19 protein-coding genes are annotated in these 19,626 nt (G+C 43.5%); all 19 read right to left on the bottom strand.

Annotated elements, in window-relative coordinates; translation table 11 throughout:
- Window positions 1–64: 64 nt before the first annotated feature.
- Entirely contained in the window at window positions 65–856 is a 792-nt protein-coding gene (cpoB, locus tag CYG50_RS03905) for a cell division protein CpoB (protein ID WP_102138338.1), read from the bottom strand.
- Between the two features lie 22 nt (window positions 857–878).
- A complete protein-coding gene (pal, locus tag CYG50_RS03900; RefSeq protein ID WP_004909091.1) occupies window positions 879–1,376 on the bottom strand; it encodes a peptidoglycan-associated lipoprotein Pal in 498 nt (165 codons plus the stop codon).
- A gap of 44 nt (window positions 1,377–1,420) precedes the next feature.
- Window positions 1,421–2,713 (bottom strand): Tol-Pal system beta propeller repeat protein TolB, encoded by a 1,293-nt coding sequence (gene tolB / locus CYG50_RS03895; RefSeq protein ID WP_102138337.1) that lies wholly within the window; start codon window positions 2,711–2,713, stop codon window positions 1,421–1,423.
- A 146-nt stretch (window positions 2,714–2,859) separates the two neighbouring features.
- The gene (tolA, locus tag CYG50_RS03890) at window positions 2,860–3,978 is read right to left on the bottom strand and encodes a cell envelope integrity protein TolA (RefSeq protein ID WP_102138336.1); all 1,119 of its coding nucleotides are present in this window, start codon (window positions 3,976–3,978) and stop codon (window positions 2,860–2,862) included.
- 51 nt (window positions 3,979–4,029) lie between these two features.
- Window positions 4,030–4,452 (bottom strand): colicin uptake protein TolR, encoded by a 423-nt coding sequence (tolR, locus tag CYG50_RS03885; RefSeq protein WP_102138335.1) that lies wholly within the window; start codon window positions 4,450–4,452, stop codon window positions 4,030–4,032.
- A 17-nt stretch (window positions 4,453–4,469) separates the two neighbouring features.
- Entirely contained in the window at window positions 4,470–5,153 is a 684-nt protein-coding gene (tolQ, locus tag CYG50_RS03880) for a Tol-Pal system protein TolQ (protein ID WP_004256787.1), read from the bottom strand.
- On the bottom strand, window positions 5,150–5,545 hold the full coding sequence (gene ybgC / locus CYG50_RS03875; protein ID WP_004256789.1) for a tol-pal system-associated acyl-CoA thioesterase: 396 nt from the start codon (window positions 5,543–5,545) through the stop codon (window positions 5,150–5,152). The genes tolQ and ybgC overlap by 4 nt, the downstream gene beginning before the upstream one ends.
- 134 nt (window positions 5,546–5,679) lie before the next feature.
- Window positions 5,680–5,967, bottom strand: coding sequence for a cyd operon protein YbgE (gene ybgE / locus CYG50_RS03870; protein ID WP_102138334.1), 288 nt, complete (start codon window positions 5,965–5,967; stop codon window positions 5,680–5,682).
- A gap of 5 nt (window positions 5,968–5,972) precedes the next feature.
- Window positions 5,973–6,086, bottom strand: coding sequence for a cytochrome bd-I oxidase subunit CydX (cydX, locus tag CYG50_RS03865; RefSeq protein WP_004909083.1), 114 nt, complete (start codon window positions 6,084–6,086; stop codon window positions 5,973–5,975).
- 11 nt (window positions 6,087–6,097) lie between these two features.
- The gene (gene cydB / locus CYG50_RS03860; protein WP_102138333.1) at window positions 6,098–7,237 is read right to left on the bottom strand and encodes a cytochrome d ubiquinol oxidase subunit II; all 1,140 of its coding nucleotides are present in this window, start codon (window positions 7,235–7,237) and stop codon (window positions 6,098–6,100) included.
- Between the two features lie 13 nt (window positions 7,238–7,250).
- The gene (cydA, locus tag CYG50_RS03855) at window positions 7,251–8,819 is read right to left on the bottom strand and encodes a cytochrome ubiquinol oxidase subunit I (RefSeq protein ID WP_102138332.1); all 1,569 of its coding nucleotides are present in this window, start codon (window positions 8,817–8,819) and stop codon (window positions 7,251–7,253) included.
- A gap of 829 nt (window positions 8,820–9,648) precedes the next feature.
- Window positions 9,649–10,521 carry a succinate--CoA ligase subunit alpha gene (gene sucD / locus CYG50_RS03850; protein ID WP_102138331.1) on the bottom strand — a complete coding sequence of 291 codons (873 nt, stop codon included), beginning with the start codon at window positions 10,519–10,521 and terminating at the stop codon, window positions 9,649–9,651.
- Window positions 10,521–11,687: an ADP-forming succinate--CoA ligase subunit beta gene (gene sucC, locus CYG50_RS03845; protein ID WP_004909077.1), complete on the bottom strand. Its 1,167-nt coding sequence runs from the start codon at window positions 11,685–11,687 to the stop codon at window positions 10,521–10,523. The genes sucD and sucC overlap by 1 nt, the downstream gene beginning before the upstream one ends.
- A 132-nt stretch (window positions 11,688–11,819) precedes the next feature.
- Window positions 11,820–13,031, bottom strand: a complete 1,212-nt coding sequence (gene odhB, locus CYG50_RS03840) for a 2-oxoglutarate dehydrogenase complex dihydrolipoyllysine-residue succinyltransferase (protein WP_102138330.1) — start codon at window positions 13,029–13,031, stop codon at window positions 11,820–11,822.
- 14 nt (window positions 13,032–13,045) lie between these two features.
- Complete coding sequence (gene sucA, locus CYG50_RS03835; protein ID WP_102138329.1) at window positions 13,046–15,859, bottom strand: 2-oxoglutarate dehydrogenase E1 component; 2,814 nt, start codon at window positions 15,857–15,859, stop codon at window positions 13,046–13,048.
- A gap of 496 nt (window positions 15,860–16,355) precedes the next feature.
- Window positions 16,356–17,072 (bottom strand): succinate dehydrogenase iron-sulfur subunit, encoded by a 717-nt coding sequence (locus CYG50_RS03830; protein ID WP_004256824.1) that lies wholly within the window; start codon window positions 17,070–17,072, stop codon window positions 16,356–16,358.
- 35 nt (window positions 17,073–17,107) lie between these two features.
- Complete coding sequence (gene sdhA, locus CYG50_RS03825) at window positions 17,108–18,874, bottom strand: succinate dehydrogenase flavoprotein subunit (protein WP_102138328.1); 1,767 nt, start codon at window positions 18,872–18,874, stop codon at window positions 17,108–17,110.
- Window positions 18,875–19,219: a succinate dehydrogenase membrane anchor subunit gene (gene sdhD / locus CYG50_RS03820; protein WP_004256832.1), complete on the bottom strand. Its 345-nt coding sequence runs from the start codon at window positions 19,217–19,219 to the stop codon at window positions 18,875–18,877.
- Window positions 19,213–19,602, bottom strand: coding sequence for a succinate dehydrogenase cytochrome b556 subunit (gene sdhC / locus CYG50_RS03815; RefSeq protein ID WP_004909059.1), 390 nt, complete (start codon window positions 19,600–19,602; stop codon window positions 19,213–19,215). Before sdhC ends, sdhD begins: the two co-directional genes overlap by 7 nt.
- Window positions 19,603–19,626: the final 24 nt, after the last annotated feature.

The raw sequence follows: 19,626 nt of genomic DNA, 5'->3' as shown, positions 1-19,626 counted from the left end.
TAAATGCACACTTATCATACTGATAACCCCGAAATATTCGGTAATATTGCTTCGGGGCTATAAATTAAAGTGTACTCAGCTTTTTTTCGGCTAATTTTGAACCAGCACTGTTTGGATATTGTTTCAATACCTGTTGGTAAACAGCTTTTGCTTTATCTTTTTGTCCCTTATCTTGCATGATCAGCCCAACTTTATATAAGGCTTCGCTGCTTTTTTGGGATTTAGGATACTGCTTAACTACAGTGGCAAAATAAAAAGCAGCATCGTCTTTGCTACCTTTGTTGTAGTTTAACTGCCCCAACCAATAGTTGGCATTAGATTGATACCCAGACTTAGGGTAGGCTTTAATAAAACCTTGTAATGCACCGATTGCTTGGTCAATTTGAGCTTTGGATTTGCTTTCCATTGCTAATTTGACTGCCGCATTGTAATCATCTTTCTCATTTCCACCCGTATTGGCCGCTGCCGTAGGTGTCGTAGAGGAAGATGTTCCATTTGATGCGCTAGTGTCAGGTGTTGCTGTATCGCCTGAGGTTGCTGAATTACCACCGCCTGCATTGTCTAATTGCATGTATAAATCTTTCTGGCGCTCAATGACTTGATTCAATTTGTATTCACTTTCTTGAATCTGGCCACGTAACATATCGATGTCGCGTTGGTTGTCAGCGAGTTGCTGTTGGATTTGATACATAATTTGACCTTGAGAGCTAACTGCTGTCTCAAGTTGGGTAAGGCGGTCTGTTGTTGAACCAGATCCGACATTGTTGATTGGCGCTTGGGCAATAGCGGCCCAAGGGGCCGCTACGCCAACCAATAACGACAGACCGACTAGTAATTGTCTGAAGTTACTGTTCATAATAGATAATTTCGCTTATCTATTAGTATGCAATGACTGCACGACGGTTTTTCGCGTAGTCTGCTTCAGTGTGACCTAACACAGCTGGTTTTTCTTTACCGTAAGAAACCAGTGAAACTTGGTCACCAGAAACACCTTTGCTTTGCAGGTACATTTTAACTGCATTAGCACGACGCTCGCCCAGCGCGATGTTGTATTCTGGAGTACCACGCTCATCCGCATGACCTTCAACAACAACACGTACAGATGGGTTGCTACGCAGGAATGCTGCGTGTGCATCTAACATTTCAGCGTACTCTGGAGATACGTTGTATTTGTCAAAGCCAAAGTAAACAGTGTTGTTTTGTTGCAGCTGTTCCATTTGCTGACGTGCCAGCTCTTCCGCAGACAGACCAGTGTTAGTTTGGTTAGTAGAAGTATCTACGCCATCTTGGTCATTGTTTTTGTTAGAGCTACAAGCTGCGACTGCCATGATTGGTAACGCGATCATCAGCCCTTTAAGCACTTTATTCAGTTGCATCGTTTTGATCCTTAATATTTTTTGCCACACATTATTATTATGCATCACAGATACGGCGACCAGGCAGGGAATTTAACCTGTCCATCGGTAGCCGGAAGACGCGCTTTGAAACGCCCGTCGGTCGAAACTAGCTGCAATATAGTCCCCAAGCCTTGAGAGGAGCTATAAATTACCATAGTGCCGTTAGGTGCGATACTCGGCGTTTCATCTAGGAACGTTTTCGTTAAAAACTCAACGTTGTTCGTTGCCAGATCTTGTTTGGCGACATGTTGCTGACCGCCGCCGGAGCTGACCATCACTAAGAAAGTACCATCCGGGCTAACATCAGCGTCCTGATTTTGTGTTCCTTCCCAAGAAACACGTTCAGGACTGCCACCATTAATATTGATTTTATAAATCTGCGGACGTCCCGCCTGATCTGAAGTATAGACTAAAGTTTGGCTATCTGGCATCCAACTTGGCTCGGTATTGTTACTACGACCATCGGTTACCTGACGAATTTGCCCACTCGCTAAGTCCATTATATATAAGTTCAAGCTGCCTGTTTTAGACAATGCAAATGCCAGTTTAGTCCCATCAGGAGAGAATGCAGGTGCCCCATTGTGACGTGGGAATGATGCTACCTGACGAACTGCTCCTGTCGATAAGGTTTGAATGACAAGTGCTGAACTACCGCTTTCAAATGTAACGTAAGCCAGTTTTTCACCATCTGGTGACCAAGCTGGCGACATCAAAGGTTCTGGTGAACGGTGAACCGTAAATTGGTTAAAACCGTCATAGTCAGAAACACGTAATTCATATGGATACTGACCGCCTTTGTTGACAACAATATAAGCAATACGTGTACGGAATGCGCCACGAATACCTGTCAATTTTTCAAAGACTTCATCACTTGCAGTATGCGCTGCATAGCGTAACCATTCTTTTGTTACTTTATATTGGTTCTGAGATAAAACAGCACCTGGGTTAGCCGCGACATCAACTAACTGATAGCTAACGACAAAGCTGCCATCAGCGGCAGGCTGCACCTGGCCCACAACCACTGCGTTAATACCTAACGCTGTCCACGCTTCAGGGATCACTTCAGAAGCGGTACCCGGTTGTTGAGGCATACGGCTTGGCTCAATAGGGTTAAATTTTCCGCTATTGCGTAAATCAGCGCCTACTATTTGGCCAACTTCTTGTGGTGGAGCACCCGCACCTGACCATTTAAACGGCACAACACCAATAGGTTGAGCTGAGTTAACACCTTCAGTGATCTCAATACGTATTTCAGCCTGAGCCACTGTCGCCCATAGCATTAGGAACCCTAAAACTACTTTAAAAGCCTGCTTCATTCTTATCTCCCTTACTGCGGATTATTTACTACCGCAATAATTCGCTGAATTTTAACAAAGGTATAATAACAAAACTAGATACCACACAAACTATTTATTCTATTGCCTTAATAATATCAATACAGACTGGTCTGAGTTATTGAAAATTAAGGTTTAAACACAACTGTGCTACCTGCTTTATTAAACGTATCATAGACTTCTCTGCTAGGTGGTTTAGGCATCGTTGCAAGTTTTGCTGCTCGGATTGCGGCGTCACAAAGCGCTGCGTCATTGGCTGGGCTATTTTTTGGTGTAATACTCACTAATAGCCCATCAGGTGCGAGCTTCAATTGAAGTTCACAAGTACGCCCACGAAAAGTATCTGAATCATAAAACTTACTTTGGATAGCCGCTTTCACCTTACCAGCATAGCTGTCTACATCAGCATTCGATGCGCCCGATTTTTTACCGCCACCTTTTCCAGCTGCAGCTTCGCCACCTTGCTTGCTAGGGCCTGATGCCGTTAAATCGCCGAGTAAATCGTCAACAGAAGCGGCATTTTTTGCTGCCTCAGCTTTGGCTTTTGCTGCTTTTGCTTTCGCTTCTTTGTCAGCCTTTTCTTTGGCTTCTTTATCGGCTTTAGCTTTAGCTTCTTTTTCAGCTTTTACTTTCGCGTCCTTTTCTGCTTTTTCTTTAGCTTCTTTTTCTGCTTTTTCTTTAGCTTCTTTTTCTGCTTTGGCTTTCGCTGCTTCCGCTTCTTTCTGAGCTTGCGCCTCAGCTTTCGCCTTTTCAGCAGCCTGCTCTTTAATTAATTTTTCTTTTTCTGCTTTCGCTTTCGCGGCAGCTTCTTCGGCTATTTTTTGCTCTTCCTTCGCTTTTTTAGCCGCTTCTAATGCTATTTTCTGTTGTTCTTCGGCTTGCTTTTGTTGTTCTGCCGTTGCACGTTCAGTCTTTATACGCTCTTCTTCAAGTTGCTGAAGACGCTTTTGTTCCTTTTCTTGCTGCTCTCTGAGCTCAGCCTCTTGCTTTTGTTCTTGCTCTTTGCGCTCTTTCGCCGCTTGTCTGACGTTATTTTGCTGCCTTTGCATTTCTTCATACTGCTCAACAACCACGCCCGGGTCAACCATCACCGCATCGATGACAGTTCCCTCTTCCCCGCCACCACCAAGTTTGACGACGGAAACTAAAGAGCCTATAACAATCAACCCAATCAATAGGATGTGCAATACAATTGACATCACTAACGAGCGATTTAAGTTATCTTTTTTCTCTTTTGTCTTTCCCACTCTGGTATCCAAAAAAAGAATTGTGACTTATTCAAACGACAATAACCCAGCCTATATAGGCTGAGTCATCAAGCCAACTGATTTTATCCCTGCGCTGTGTAATATGTTCAGCGCTTTAATCACTTCTTCATAAGGGACTTCTTTTGCTCCACCAATCAAGAAAACTGCTTTGGGGTTTTTCTCTAATTGAGATTTTGCCTCTGCAGCAATTTGCTCTGGTGGTAGCAATTCTAAAACCTCACCATCAAGGCGCATGTTATATTGGCCAACCCCCGACACTTCTAAAATAATCGGTGGGTTATCACTTGATGATACGGTTTGTGTATCTGTTGCATCCGGCAGCTCAACTTCCACACTTTGAGAAATAATCGGTGCTGTTGCCATAAATATCAGCAACAGTACCAACAATACGTCCAGTAATGGAACTATGTTGATTTCGGATTTCAGCTCACGTCTGCGACTTGTGCGCGCCATTCGCTTATCTCCCCGTCTTATTTCTTATCAGCAGAGAAGGCTTGACGATGCAAGATGGCCAAAAACTCTTCCATAAAGTTATCGTAGTTTTGCTCTAATTTGCTGACACGTAAGTTCAAACGGTTAAATGCCATAACTGCAGGGATCGCTGCAAACAAACCAATTGCGGTTGCAATCAATGCTTCAGCAATACCCGGTGCAACCATTTGTAATGTTGCTTGTTTTACCGCTCCCAATGCAATAAACGCATGCATAATCCCCCAAACGGTACCAAATAAACCAATATATGGGCTAATTGAACCAACAGTACCTAAAAATGGGATATGCGCTTCAACTGATTCAAGCTCACGATTCATTGAAATACGCATTGCTCGAGAAGCACCTGTCACGACCGCATCTGGTGCATGAATATTCGCTTGGTGTAAACGAACAAACTCTTTAAAACCAGAATGGAAAATTTGTTCGGCACCACTCAATTCATCACGGCGAGCTTGGCTTTCTTTATATAAGCGCGATAGCTCGATACCTGACCAGAACTTATCTTCAAATGCTTCCGCCTCACGCGTTGCCGCATTTAAAATTTTCGTTCTTTGAATAATGATCGCCCATGATGCGATAGAAAAACCGATCAAAACGAACATAATGAGCTGAACCAAAAGGCTCGCTTTAAGGAATAAATCCAGGATATTCATGTCAGTCACTGTTTAAACTCCGCGACAATAGACTTAGGAAGCGCAATCGGCTTCATTTTTGATGTGTCCACACAAGCAATAAGGGCATTTGCCCCACAAAGCAGGTTACCTTGTGAATCAACTAACCTTTGCTGAAAAGTGAGTGAAGCACGTTTCATTTCAATAATTTGTGTTTCAACTTCCAGCAGGTCATCCAGCTTCGCCCCTTTGACAAAATCAATTGTCATGCTTCGCACAACGAAGCCAAGGTTCTCAGCAAGCATACTTTGTTGATTGATACCTTTATTTCGCAGCATTTCGGTTCTTGCTCGCTCAAAAAAGGCTAAATAGCGTGCATGATAAACAACACCGCCCGCATCTGTATCTTCATAATACACGCGAACAGGCCAGCGAAATAACATAACAATCACTCCGTCTTAGGTTAAATTAATTAACGGTGCCACTATACGCAAGACAGTGCCAGTTTGGAATCACTTTGAAAGTAAAGATATCAAAAATAATTATGGGTCCATTGACCCATAATTAGCAATTAGAATTATCTAAAGACCTGAAAAAGTCCCCAAATAAGAATGATGGCAGCAGGTAATGGGTGAAAAATTGCACGAAAGATAACTTTTTGGGGTTTAAAACCAACACCAAAAATCATCGCGGTACACGTTGCCCATATTAATAATAACCCTTGCCATATTTGAAATGAACTGGTCTTAGCAGCAAATAGGGTTGGATCCCACATGACTGCACCTGCTGTGACTAAAGCTAAAATAAGGATAAGGGCCCTTATCGGCCCCTTATCCAATAGCTGATAGGTTTTATCCACCAGCATTTTTATTACTCACCATCTTTAGCGGCTTTAGAGTCTTCAGAGTGCTCTAACGCTAATGCTGCAATCACTGCAAAACTACAAGCTAACAGCGTGCCGAGGATCCAGGCGAAATACCACATAGTTATGCTCCTTAATACAGTGAGTGCTTGTTGCCTTCGATGAAGTTTTTGTCCAAACGACCGAACATTTTGTAGTAACACCATGCGGTGTATGCCAGTACGATTGGTACAAAGATAATAGCAACAACAGTCATCACTTGCAGAGTAAACAGGCTAGATGTTGCATCCCACATGGTCAAACTTGCGTTTGGCATGATGCTTGAAGGCATGATGAATGGGAACATTGCTACACCACAGGTTAAAATGATACAAGCGATAGTTAATGAAGAACTCACAAACGCCCAACCATTTTTGTCTGCTTTACTAAACAGCATTGTGATTAACGGCAATCCTACACCCAGAGCAGGCAATGCCCACAGGATTGGGTAAGTATTGAAATTAGTCAACCAAGCACCTGATTCAACTGCAACTGTTTTGTTCAGTGGGTTTGACACCGCCAGAGTATCAATAGTTGAAGTGATAACATAACCATCAATGCCCATGACTAACCAAACACCTGCACCCGCAAACGCTAACAATGTAACTAACGCACAGATATAGGTTGCTTTACGCACACGTAAGTACAGTTCGCCAGTGGTACGCATTTGCAGATAAGTTGCACCTTGGGTAACAATCATCATTAAGCCAACGACACCCGCCAACAGACCATATGGGTTTAGCAGACCAAACAGGTTACCCGTGTAGGTCAAATACTGTTGGTTATCAATTTGCAGTGGAACACCTAATAACAGGTTACCAAACGCAACACCGATAACTAATGGTGGAACGAAACCACCGATGAACAGACCCCAGTCCCACATATTGCGCCATTTTTGGTTCTCCAGTTTTGAACGGTAGTCGAAACCAACCGGACGGAAGAACAATGCTGCTAGCACTAAAATCATCGCGATATAGAAACCGGAGAATGATGCAGCATAGACCTGTGGCCAGGCAGCAAACATCGCACCACCAGCTGTGATTAACCAAACTTGGTTACCATCCCAGTGAGGTGCAACAGCGTTAATCATGATACGGCGTTCAGTATCCGTTTTACCTAAAATAGGTAATAAGAAGCCAACGCCCATGTCAAAGCCATCTGTGACAGCAAATCCAATCAGTAATACACCGATAAGGATCCACCACACAAACCGAAGAACTTCATAATCAAACATAAGTGGCTCCTATTTACTGAACGTCGTGTGCAGAAGGGTTTTTCTGTTCAAAGTGATAGCGGCCAGTTTTCAGGCTGCTTGGCCCTTTACGAGCGAATTTGAACATTAAGAACATTTCAGCAATTAAGAACAGTGTGTACAGACCACAGATCAATACCATAGAGAAGATCAGGTCATGAGTCGTCAAGTTGGAGTGTGCAACCGAAACAGGTAACACTTCACCGATTGCCCATGGCTGACGACCATACTCCGCAACGAACCAACCTGATTCAATTGCAATCCATGGTAGTGGAATACCGAATAGTGCAATACGCAGCAATAGTTTATTTTGACCAATACGGTTACGAACTACTGACAGGAATGCCCAGCCAATAATCAACAGTAATAGGAAGCCAACACCAACCATGATACGGAATGCCCAGAACAGCGGCCCAACGTTAGGAATACTATCTTTCACTGCTTTTTGGATTTGAGCTTCAGTTGCATCAACAACATTTGGTGCATATTGTTTTAACAGAAGGCCATATCCGAGATCTTTTTTGTTTACTTCAAATGCCGAACGCAGTTCAGGATCTTTATTACCTGCAAGAAGCTCTTGTAACTGACCGTATGCAATCATACCGTTACGAATACGAACTTCGTGCTGTTTCATTAAGTCTTTCAGACCTAATACAGGCGTATCGATTGAACGGGTTGCAATAATACCCATCGCCCAAGGAATCGAGATAGCAAATTTATTTTCTTGCTTTTCAGTATCCGGCCAAGCGATTAAGTTAAACGCAGCTGGTGGAGCATGGGTTTCCCACTCTGCTTCAACAGCAGCCAGTTTGGTTTTCTGAACGTCACCCATTTCGTAACCTGATTCATCACCAAGAACGATAACAGACAAAACAGCAGCAATACCAAAGCTTGCAGCAATAGCAAAAGAACGTTTAGCAAAAGCAACATCACGACCTTTAAGCAGGTAGTAAGAGCTAATACCAAGGACAAACATTGCACCGGTACAATAACCCGCAGCAACTGTGTGGACGAACTTAACCTGCGCAACTGGGTTTAAGACTAGCTCAGAGAAGCTAACCATTTCCATACGCATTGTTTCGAAGTTGAAATCAGCAGCGATTGGGTTTTGCATCCAACCGTTCGCAACCAAGATCCACAAAGCAGAGAAGTTAGAACCTAAAGCAACTAACCATGTTACAGCTAGGTGTTGTTTTTTGCTTAAACGATCCCAACCAAAGAAGAATAAACCGACAAACGTTGATTCTAAGAAGAACGCCATCAGACCTTCGATTGCAAGAGGTGCACCGAAGATATCTCCAACATAGTGCGCGTAGTAAGACCAGTTAGTACCGAATTGGAACTCCATGGTCAGACCCGTTGCAACACCCAGAGCAAAGTTAATACCAAATAACTTACCCCAGAACTTAGTCATATCTTTATAAATTTGCTTGCCTGACAGTACATATACCGTTTCCATGATCGCAAGCAAAAACGCCATACCTAGCGTTAATGGTACGAACAGGAAGTGATACATCGCAGTTAAGGCAAACTGTAATCGTGACAGTTCGACAATATCAAACATCTTGACTCCTTGCTCCTAGCAGGAAGACACCGACTTGCGGCAACCCAGCTTCCAGTTTTAAATACTTAGAAAGCCTCTTAACTACCAGCAAAAAATGCCTCAAAACAACAAAAAATTAACAAAATTAAAAGAACAAACGTTACCATAATAATAGTACGCTTATCTTCACACACAATAAACTTCTTTTACGTGACTCAGATTTGAATTCTGAATTTACATCAATAATTATACCCTTTAATAGAAAATCGAGTATTTGATCGAGCACCAATTTAAGCAATTTGAACAAATAAAGCCAGAGGCAATGAATTGATTTGCGTCAATTTTTTTCCTGTTGTTAATTGCTATACCTGTCAGTCAATTAATGGTTGTTTACTTGTTAAATTGCTGTTATTGATAATGATATAAATGTTCTTAATTTTTCCAAAGATTAACAAAAAATATAATCATTGAATTAACGACTCGAAAAAAGAATATTTAATTTGTAATAGTATCTTATTTTAAACTTATTATGAATTTTATTAATATAGCCGTTTTCTCAACTAAACTGTTATATTGGCTTAATTGAATTACCGTCAATATTATAAAATTGATATGCCGCAATTTCGCTTTTTTTTGCATAAAGTGCTATTAGCACTACCCTGCTCACCTAAATTGCCTTTTTATTATCAATTTTCCTTCATATAAGCCTATAGAACGCACTTTTAAGTATAGACACACATTTCAAAAAACCGCATAACCCTATAAAAATATTTAAAAGGCATAAAAAAACCCGTGCTCACATGAGCACGGGCTTTCGTCTCTTACTCTTGCTAGTTGCCTAGCGAATTACTTATTTATTCAGCAGAGATTTGACTGCATCACCGATGTCTGCAAGGCTACGAACGGTTTTCACGCCAGCAGCTTCTAGTGCAGCAAATTTCTCATCAGCAGTCCCTTTACCGCCTGCGATGATTGCACCTGCGTGGCCCATACGTTTGCCTTTTGGTGCAGTTACACCTGCGATATAGCCTACAACAGGCTTAGTAACATGCTTTTTAATATATTCAGCTGCTTCTTCTTCTGCGTTACCACCGATTTCACCGATCATCACGATAGCTTCAGTTTGTGGATCTGCTTGGAATAACTTCAGGATATCAATGAAGTTTGAACCTGGAATTGGGTCACCACCGATACCTACACAAGTCGATTGGCCTAAGCCTGCATCTGTTGTTTGTTTAACTGCTTCATAAGTCAACGTACCTGAACGTGAAACGATACCGACTTTACCTGGCATATGGATATGGCCAGGTTGGATACCAATCTTACATTCACCTGGCGTGATAACACCAGGGCAGTTAGGGCCAATCATACGAACGCCTGCTTCGTCTAATTTCACTTTAACTGTCAGCATATCCAGAGTTGGAATACCTTCAGTGATAGTGATGATCAGCTTAATGCCAGCATCGATAGCTTCTAAAATAGAATCTTTACAAAATGGTGCTGGAACATAGATAACAGAGGCTGTTGCGCCCGTTGCTTCTACAGCTTCACGAACAGTGTTAAATACAGGCAGACCTAAGTGAACAGTGCCACCTTTACCTGGCGTCACACCACCGACCATTTGCGTGCCATAAGCAATCGCTTGTTCTGAGTGGAATGTACCTTGGCCACCAGTGAAACCTTGGCAAATTACTTTGGTGTTTTTATCGATTAAAATAGACATTATTTAGCCTCCGCTGCTGCTACTGCTTTCTTAGCTGCATCAGTCAGGCTGTTTGCAGCGATAATATTCAAGCCGCTATCTGCCAGTTTTTTAGCACCTAACTCTGCATTGTTACCTTCTAAACGCACAACGACTGGTACATTTACGCCAACTTCTTCTACTGCACCAATGATGCCGTCTGCAATCAGGTCGCAGCGAACGATACCACCAAAGATGTTAACAAAAACGGCTTTCACGTTTTCATCAGAAAGAATGATTTTAAATGCTTCAGTTACACGCTCTTTTGTCGCGCCGCCGCCAACATCTAAGAAGTTAGCCGGTGCACCACCGTGCAGCTTAACGATATCCATAGTACCCATTGCAAGGCCCGCACCGTTAACCATACAGCCGATGTTGCCGTCTAACGCAACGTAGTTCAGTTCCCACTGAGCGGCTTGTGCTTCACGTGCATCTTCTTGTGATTCATCACGTAGTTCACGGATCTCTGGTTGACGATATAACGCGTTGCTATCGATACCTAATTTACCATCTAAGCAAACTAAATCACCCGCAGTGCTGATAACCAGTGGGTTGATTTCCGCTAATGCTAAATCGCGTTCTAGGAATAATGTAGCCAGACCCATGAAAATTTTCGCGAATTGACTAACTTGTTTGCCAGTTAAGCCTAATTTAAATGCTAACTCACGGCCTTGGAAAGGCATTGGGCCAGTCAGTGGGTCGATAATCGCTTTGTGAATTAACTCTGGAGTCTCTTCTGCGACTTTCTCGATTTCCACGCCACCTTCGGTAGATGCCATGAATACAACGCGGCGAGTACTACGGTCTACAACCGCACCTAAATAGAGTTCTTTAGCGATATCAGTTGCCGTTTCAACCAGAATTTGGTTAACAGGCTGGCCGTTTGCATCTGTTTGATAGGTAACTAAGTTTTTACCTAACCAGTGTTCTGCAAATGCTTTCACTTCGTTGATATCACTAGTGACTTTTACGCCGCCAGCTTTACCACGTCCACCTGCGTGAACTTGGCATTTAATTACCCAAGGGCCGTCACCAATTTTTTTAGCAGCATCGACGGTTTCAGCGACTGATGAACAGGCATAACCTGTCGGTGCAGGCATCCCATAACGTGCAAACAACTGTTTTGCCTGGTACTCGTGTAAATTCATGATGTTCTATCCATAATTGAGTCTGAAGAGGCGTTTATTCGCCTCCTGCAATTGTTACTGATTTAGCAACCCGCGAACGGGTTGCATCGGTTACTTCAGACCGGGCAAGTTGTACCCTGCCCTGTTATGTTGCTATACGTCCAGCAGTAAACGAGTTGGATCTTCCAGCATATCTTTGATAGCGACTAAGAAGCCAACTGACTCACTACCATCGATTAAACGGTGGTCGTAAGACAGTGCTAAATACATCATAGGAAGAATCTCTACCTTACCATTTACAGCCATAGGGCGGTCTTTAATGGCATGCATGCCTAAAATCGCGCTCTGTGGTGGGTTAATGATAGGTGTAGACATCAGAGAACCAAATACGCCACCGTTAGTGATAGTGAAGTTACCACCACTTAAGTCTTCGACAGTTAATTTACCGTCACGACCTTTAACAGCCAGTTCTTTAATTTTCTTCTCGATATCCGCCATGCTCATTGCATCGACATCACGCAGAACTGGTGTTACCAAACCACGTGGTGTTGAAACCGCAATACTGATATCGAAATAGTTATGGTAAACCACATCATCGCCATCAATAGAAGCATTCACTTCTGGGTAGCGCTTCAGTGCTTCAACCGCAGCTTTCACATAGAAAGACATAAAACCTAAACGAACACCATGACGTTTTTCGAATACTTCGCCATATTGTTTACGTAAGTCTTTGATTGGTTGCATATTGACTTCGTTAAAGGTCGTCAACATGGCGGTCGTGTTTTTCGCTTCTAACAGGCGCTCAGCAATACGTTTACGTAAACGCGTCATTGGAACACGTTTTTCGCTACGGTGTGCTAAAGGCGCTTGTGGAGCCGCTGGGGCTTTCGCCGCAGGTGCCGCAGATTTATTTGCAGCTAAATGTTTTTCAACATCTTCACGCGTTAAACGACCACCAACACCCGTACCTTTGATGTCAGCTGGATTTAAGTCGTGCTCTGCAATCAAACGACGGATCGCAGGGGTCAGAGCATCATTGCTTTCAGTTTCTAAACTTGCCGTTTGACGCTGTGCAGGTGTTGACTCTTGTGCTTCTTTCACTTCAGCAGGAATACCTGTGCTATCGCCTAAACGAATGCGACCCAGTAATTGCTTAGACAATACCGTTGCACCTTCATCTTCAACGATAGCTTCTAATACACCAGCTTCACTTGCAGGAACTTCTAATACGACTTTATCTGTTTCGATCTCAACCAGTACTTCGTCACGCTGAACACTGTCACCTGGTTTTTTATGCCATGTGGCAACCGTAGCATCTGCAACGGACTCAGGAAGATCGGGAACAAGAATTTCTACGCTACTCATTTTCTATCCTTTAATTATTCAATGTTCAAAGCGTCATTAACCAGGGCTTTCTGTTGTTCCTGGTGTACGGACGTATAGCCAACTGCTGGAGATGAAGAAGCAGCTCGACCTGCATAACGTAAAGTTGCCCCTGTTGGGATAGCTTCACGGAAGTTATGTTGACTGCAATACCAAGCACCTTGGTTTAATGGCTCTTCTTGACACCATACAAAGTCTTTTACATCAGTAAATTGCGCCAACGCTTTTTGGATATCTTCGTGTGGGAACGGATATAACTGTTCGATACGCACGATAGCCACGTCAGTTTGTTCATTTTTACGACGTTGTTCTAACAGATCGTAATAGACTTTACCTGAACACATAACGACGCGTTTCACATTTTTCGGATTGATATCATCTATTTCACCGATAACTGGCTCGAATGTACCGTTTGCCAATTCTTCCATGCTAGAGACCGCTAATGGGTGACGTAGCAGAGATTTTGGTGACATCACAATCAGAGGACGGCGCATGCCACGTAAGGCTTGGCGACGCAACATGTGATAAACCTGAGCAGGTGTTGACGGCACACACACTTGCATGTTTTGGTCAGCACACAGTTGCAGGTAACGTTCTAAACGTGCAGATGAGTGCTCTGGCCCCTGACCTTCATAACCATGAGGCAGTAGCATTACCAGACCACACATACGACCCCATTTTTGCTCACCAGAGCTAATAAATTGGTCGATAACCACTTGAGCACAGTTAGCAAAGTCACCAAATTGGGCTTCCCAAATAGTCAGTGCACGAGGCTCAGTAGTGGCATAGCCATATTCGAATGCTAATACCGCGTTTTCAGTCAGAACAGAGTCCCAAACATTAAAGACGCCTTGGCCGTTATGGATATTTTGCAGTGGAACGTAAACTGAACCATTTGTTTGGTTATGAATAACTGCATGGCGGTGGAAGAATGTACCACGGCCTGCGTCTTCACCGGACAAACGCACAGGAATACCTTCATCAACTAACGTTGCGTATGCTAAAGTTTCAGCCGCGCCCCAGTCGAGTAATTTCTCACCTTTTGCCATTTCGGCACGGTCGGTATAAATTTTCTCAACACGAGATTGCGCAACCACGCCTTCTGGGATAGTGCTGACTTTAACAGCCAGATCCGTTAAGCGTTTAATATCAACTGTTGATTTATAGGATGCATCCCATTCATGGTTTAAATATGGAGCCCATGTATATGAGTTCAGCCCCATTTCACGGTACTCTTCAACCACACAGTTACCTGCATCTAACGCATCGCGATACAGATTAACCATTTCAGTGACATCATTAGCACTTAATACGTTTTCTGCAATTAAACGATCTGCATAAATTTTACGTGGTGTTGGGTGCTGTTTGATTTTTTGGTACATCACAGGCTGAGTTGCACTTGGCTCATCCGCTTCGTTATGGCCATGGCGGCGATAACAGACTAAATCAATCATAACATCGCGTTTGAACGTGTTACGGAAATCAAGCGCTAAACGAGTCACGAAAGACACTGCTTCTGGGTCATCCGCATTCACGTGGAAAATTGGTGCCTGCACCATCTTCACGATATCTGTGCAGTATTCTGTTGAACGTGTATCTTTTGGATTTGAAGTCGTGAAACCAATTTGGTTGTTAATCACGATACGCATCGTACCGCCAACTTCATAACCACGAGCTTGAGACATGTTCAGTGTTTCTTGTACAACACCTTGGCCAGTTACTGCTGAGTCACCATGAATGGTAATTGGCAGAACCATGTTGCTGCGGCCTTCATCCAGACGGTCACGACGTGCGCGCACTGAGCCGATAACCACTGGACTAACAATCTCAAGGTGAGACGGGTTAAATGCTAGCGCTAAGTGAACACGAGAGCCTGCGGTTTCAAAGTCAGAGGAGAAACCTTGGTGATATTTAACATCACCCGCGCTTGAGTGGTCTTTATGTTTACCCGCGAACTCATCAAATAATTCGCCCGGTTTTTTACCTAAGATATTAACTAGAACGTTTAAACGACCACGGTGAGCCATACCCAAAACAACTTCACGGGTATCTTGCTTGCCTGCGTGGTGGATTAAATCTTTCAGCATTGGGATCAGTGAATCACCACCTTCCAATGAGAAACGTTTTGCACCTGGGAATTTAGCCCCGATGTAACGCTCAAGCCCTTCAGCTGCCGTTAATTCAGCTAAGAAGCGTTTTTTCTCTTCTACTGAGAAAATTTTAGAAACATCAACAGACTCAAGACGCTGTTGGATCCAACGTTTTTCTTCTGTATTCGTGATATGCATATATTCTGCACCAATAGAACCGCAATAAATACGTTTCAGGTGGTCATATAGCTCACTCAGCTTCATGGTTTCTTTGCCAATCGCAAATGAACCCACGTTGAAGGTTTCGTTGAAGTCTTCTTTCGTCAGGTTGTGGAATGCTGGGTCTAAATCTGGAACAGATTCACGTTTCCAAAGACCTAACGGATCAAGATTCGCATTTTGGTGCCCGCGGAAGCGGAACGCATTGATTAATTGCAAAACTTTAACTTGTTTTGCGTCGATAGCTGGATCGCTAACAGAGGTGTGATAACGTGTAGAGTCTTTTGCTAAGCGGCGGAAGTAATCGCGCGCTTGGGAGTGGAATTGTTCACCGCTAGTGCCTAGTGCTGCACCAGGAAGTTGCTCAAAAATTGCTTTCCACTCGGCATCGACAGAGTTAGGGTCAGTCAGATAATCTTCATAGAGCTGTTCTATATAAGTCTGGTTCGCGCCTGCCAGAAAGCTTGAATCCAGCCAGTCCTTCATTACGCCGTTCTGCATTGTGATCCCTTAAGCTTTTAAAGCTTTAGTTTTCGCCGTGGTTAACTAATTGCCGCATTTAAGCGACCTCGATAAAGGTTCTCTTGGACGTGCTTTATGCATGTTCTCTCTTTGGGAGGCCCTTTATCAGTAAGGGTTTCCCTTTTAAGGAACCTTTAAAAACTGGCTGCGGTTTTTAAAGGCCCCTATGCTTGGGCTGTCGTCTTCATCTTTTGCAGTTGGCTATTTTTTCTACTTTTTACTGTTACTTTCTTTGCTTTCACTTTTTTACGCTTTTGTAATGACAACGTTTTAATAAGTACTACTTTTTATGGGTGACAATGTTACTTTCTGACGCCCTTTGTTGGTATTTCGTTTTCGTGCTTTTGTGAGCTTCCGCGCATTAAAAACCTATTATTGCTTTTACTTTACGCGTTTCTTTTTACTTATGTTTTTATTTTGTGCTATTTCTTTTTTAACCCACAGCACCTGAGCACTGTGGGTTAAATATGCATAATTAAGCGCTATGTTTTAGTAACATAGATTTAATATGACCGATAGCTTTCGTTGGATTTAGCCCTTTAGGGCATACATTGACACAATTCATGATGCTATGACAGCGGAAGACACTAAAAGCGTCGTTCAGATCATCTAATCGTGAATCGGTTTCAGTATCACGGCTATCAATTAAGAAGCGATACGCTGCCAACAAGCCTGCAGGCCCGATAAACTTGTCTGGATTCCACCAAAACGATGGGCAAGAAGTCGAACAACAAGCACACAAAATACACTCATATAAACCATCGAGTTTTTCACGTTGTGCAGGAGTTTGTAAATTCTCACGCGCTGGTGGGTTCTTGTTATCATTAATCAGATATGGACGAATTTTTTCGTATTGGGTATAAAACTGAGTCATATCGATAATCAGGTCACGCACAACAGGCAGACCCGGTAATGGACGAATGACAATTTTCTTCCCACCACGGATTAAAGCAGATAATGGCGTAATACACGCCAACCCGTTTTTACCGTTCATGTTCAGGCCATCGGAACCACATACCCCTTCACGACAAGAACGACGGAAAGAGAGTGTTGGGTCTTGCTCTTTGATTTGGATTAACGCATCCAGCAACATCATGTCACGCCCTTCAGGAACTTCTAGCGTGTAATCTTGCATACGTGGTGCGTTGTCCACATCAGGATTGTAGCGATAAATCGAAAATTGTAATTTCATAGTTTATTTCTCCGCAACTGGATTAACACCACGCATTAGTAGGTACGAATTTTCGGTGGGAAGGCTTCACGCAGTTTTGGCTGCATGTTGACTTCACGACGCGTCATCGTTTCAGATTGCGGTAAATATAATGAGTGACATAACCAATTCGCATCATCTCGCTCTGGGTAGTCAAAGCGGCTATGCGCACCACGACTTTCTGTACGGAAGTTTGCAGCTTGTGCCGTTGCATAAGCCGTTTCCATCAGGTTATCCAGTTCTAAACATTCGATACGCTGAGTATTAAATTCAGTCGAAGTATCATCAAGGCGTGCATTTTGCAGACGCTCACGGATCACTTTCAGCTCTTCTAAACCTTTCGCCATTGCATCACCCTCACGGAATACCGAGAAGTTATGCTGCATACAGGTTTGCAGTGCTTTACGGATTTCAGTTGGGTCTTCACCCGTACGCGCACCTTCCCAACGGTTAAAACGTGTCATCGCTGCATCAATATCAGATTCAGATGCATCACGCATTGAACCTTGCTCCATAATGGATTCTTTCAAATGCAGACCCGCTGAGCGACCAAATACCACTAAGTCGAGAAGTGAGTTACCCCCTAAGCGGTTAGCACCATGTACTGATACACAGGCAATTTCACCGACCGCAAACAGACCAGGAATGACTTCATCTTCGCCTTTTTCGTTATAACGCAGAGCTTGACCCGTCACTTTCGTTGGAATACCGCCCATCATGTAATGACAGGTAGGAATAACAGGGATTGGCTCTTTGATTGGGTCAACGTGAGCAAAGGTACGAGATAATTCAAGGATACCCGGTAAACGAGATTCCAGAACGTCTTTTCCTAAGTGATCCAGTTTCAGCTTGGCGTGTGGACCCCATGGGCCATCACAACCACGACCTTCACGAATTTCAATCATGATTGAGCGCGCAACAACGTCACGACCCGCAAGGTCTTTCGCGTTCGGCGCATAACGCTCCATGAAACGCTCGCCGTCTTTATTCAACAGGTAACCACCTTCACCACGACAACCTTCTGTCACGAGAACACCCGCGCCAGCGATCCCCGTAGGGTGGAATTGCCACATTTCCATATCTTGCAGTGGAACACCTGCACGAGCAGCCATTCCCACGCCATCACCCGTATTGATGTGTGCGTTAGTGGTTGATTGGTAAATACGACCCGCACCACCCGTTGCTAAAATAGTTGCTTTCGCTTTGAAATAAACCAGTTCGCCTGTTTCCATACAAATTGCAGTACAACCTACAACATCGCCGTCTTGGTTTTTAACTAAATCAAGGGCATACCATTCAGAAAAAATGGTTGTGTGGTTTTTTAAGTTCTGCTGATACAAGGTATGTAACAGTGCATGGCCAGTACGGTCAGCTGCAGCTGCAGTACGCGCAGCTTGCTCACCACCGAAGTTTTTAGACTGACCACCAAATGGACGTTGATAAATACTTCCATCATCAAGGCGCGAGAACGGTAACCCCATATGTTCTAATTCGAGGATAGCCTCTGGCCCTGTTTTACACATGTATTCGATAGCGTCTTGGTCACCGATGTAGTCGGAACCTTTAACAGTGTCATACATGTGCCATTCCCAGTTATCAGGATGCGTGTTACCTAAAGCAACCGTGATACCACCTTGCGCTGATACAGTATGAGAACGAGTTGGAAAAACTTTTGACAGAAGCGCACAAGATAGGCCCATCTGTGAAATTTGAAGTGCTGCGCGCATACCTGCGCCACCCGCACCGATAACGATAGCGTCAAACTCTCTGATTGGCAGATTCATTTATGCACCCCACACAACAATTGTTCCGTAAATTAAATAAGCCAACAGACCTACAACGATAGCCAGTTGCAATACTAAACGAATTGCTAAAGGTTTAACGTAGTCAGTCAGCACTTGCCACATGCCAATCCACGCATGAACAAGAATCGAGAACAACGTGAGGATAGTGAATACTTTCGTCACAGAAGAGGCAAAAAAGCCACGCCAGACGTCATAGGTAATGTCATTAATAGCAACAAAACCAACAATGTAGAGTACGTAGAGCGCGATGACAATCGCAGAACCACGGATTAATAGCCAGTCCTGGATACCAGTACGGCCTAAAGCTGAAGCATTACTTACCATACTAAAATCCCCGCCAGAATTGCTAAAATCACGGTAATGACAAATGTAATTTTTGCAGATGAGTTACCAGCAGCAAGCGTTTCATCAACACAACCGAAATCCATTAGCATATGGCGAATACCACCACAGATGTGGTAAGCCAAAGCTGTCAAGATGCCCCAAAGAATGAACTTAGCAAAAAAGCCAGTCATTATTTCAGACGCGTATTGAAAACCTTCTGGAGAGGAGAGAGATGTCCCTAACAACCAAAGCAGAATACCAACTGCGATGAGAGTAATGACGCCAGAGACACGGTGCAAGATCGAAGATATTGCAGTGATCGGGAAGTGAATCGTCTGCAAATCAAGGTTGACAGGTCTTTGTTTTTTCACAATTTTGCCCACACAGCTCTTTATTATTTTCCATCC

It is taken from the genome of Providencia huaxiensis, from assembly GCF_002843235.3.
GTDB lineage: Bacteria > Pseudomonadota > Gammaproteobacteria > Enterobacterales > Enterobacteriaceae > Providencia > Providencia huaxiensis.
The sequence above is the reverse complement of the archived record's forward strand: the minus strand, read 5'-3'. Positions and strand labels throughout refer to the sequence as shown.

What these genes read in the sequence shown, in the direction of transcription:
- cpoB (WP_102138338.1), bottom strand. Translation starts at nt 856, where the DNA reads ATGAACAGTAACTTCAGACAATTACTAGTCGGTCTGTCGTTATTGGTT.
- pal (WP_004909091.1), bottom strand. Translation starts at nt 1,376, where the DNA reads ATGCAACTGAATAAAGTGCTTAAAGGGCTGATGATCGCGTTACCAATC.
- tolB (WP_102138337.1), bottom strand. Translation starts at nt 2,713, where the DNA reads ATGAAGCAGGCTTTTAAAGTAGTTTTAGGGTTCCTAATGCTATGGGCG.
- tolR (WP_102138335.1), bottom strand. Translation starts at nt 4,452, where the DNA reads ATGGCGCGCACAAGTCGCAGACGTGAGCTGAAATCCGAAATCAACATA.
- ybgC (WP_004256789.1), bottom strand. Translation starts at nt 5,545, where the DNA reads ATGTTATTTCGCTGGCCTGTTCGCGTGTATTATGAAGATACAGATGCG.
- ybgE (WP_102138334.1), bottom strand. Translation starts at nt 5,967, where the DNA reads ATGCTGGTGGATAAAACCTATCAGCTATTGGATAAGGGGCCGATAAGG.
- cydX (WP_004909083.1), bottom strand. Translation starts at nt 6,086, where the DNA reads ATGTGGTATTTCGCCTGGATCCTCGGCACGCTGTTAGCTTGTAGTTTT.
- cydB (WP_102138333.1), bottom strand. Translation starts at nt 7,237, where the DNA reads ATGTTTGATTATGAAGTTCTTCGGTTTGTGTGGTGGATCCTTATCGGT.
- cydA (WP_102138332.1), bottom strand. Translation starts at nt 8,819, where the DNA reads ATGTTTGATATTGTCGAACTGTCACGATTACAGTTTGCCTTAACTGCG.
- sucD (WP_102138331.1), bottom strand. Translation starts at nt 10,521, where the DNA reads ATGTCTATTTTAATCGATAAAAACACCAAAGTAATTTGCCAAGGTTTC.
- sucC (WP_004909077.1), bottom strand. Translation starts at nt 11,687, where the DNA reads ATGAATTTACACGAGTACCAGGCAAAACAGTTGTTTGCACGTTATGGG.
- odhB (WP_102138330.1), bottom strand. Translation starts at nt 13,031, where the DNA reads ATGAGTAGCGTAGAAATTCTTGTTCCCGATCTTCCTGAGTCCGTTGCA.
- sucA (WP_102138329.1), bottom strand. Translation starts at nt 15,859, where the DNA reads ATGCAGAACGGCGTAATGAAGGACTGGCTGGATTCAAGCTTTCTGGCA.
- CYG50_RS03830 (WP_004256824.1), bottom strand. Translation starts at nt 17,072, where the DNA reads ATGAAATTACAATTTTCGATTTATCGCTACAATCCTGATGTGGACAAC.
- sdhA (WP_102138328.1), bottom strand. Translation starts at nt 18,874, where the DNA reads ATGAATCTGCCAATCAGAGAGTTTGACGCTATCGTTATCGGTGCGGGT.
- sdhD (WP_004256832.1), bottom strand. Translation starts at nt 19,219, where the DNA reads ATGGTAAGTAATGCTTCAGCTTTAGGCCGTACTGGTATCCAGGACTGG.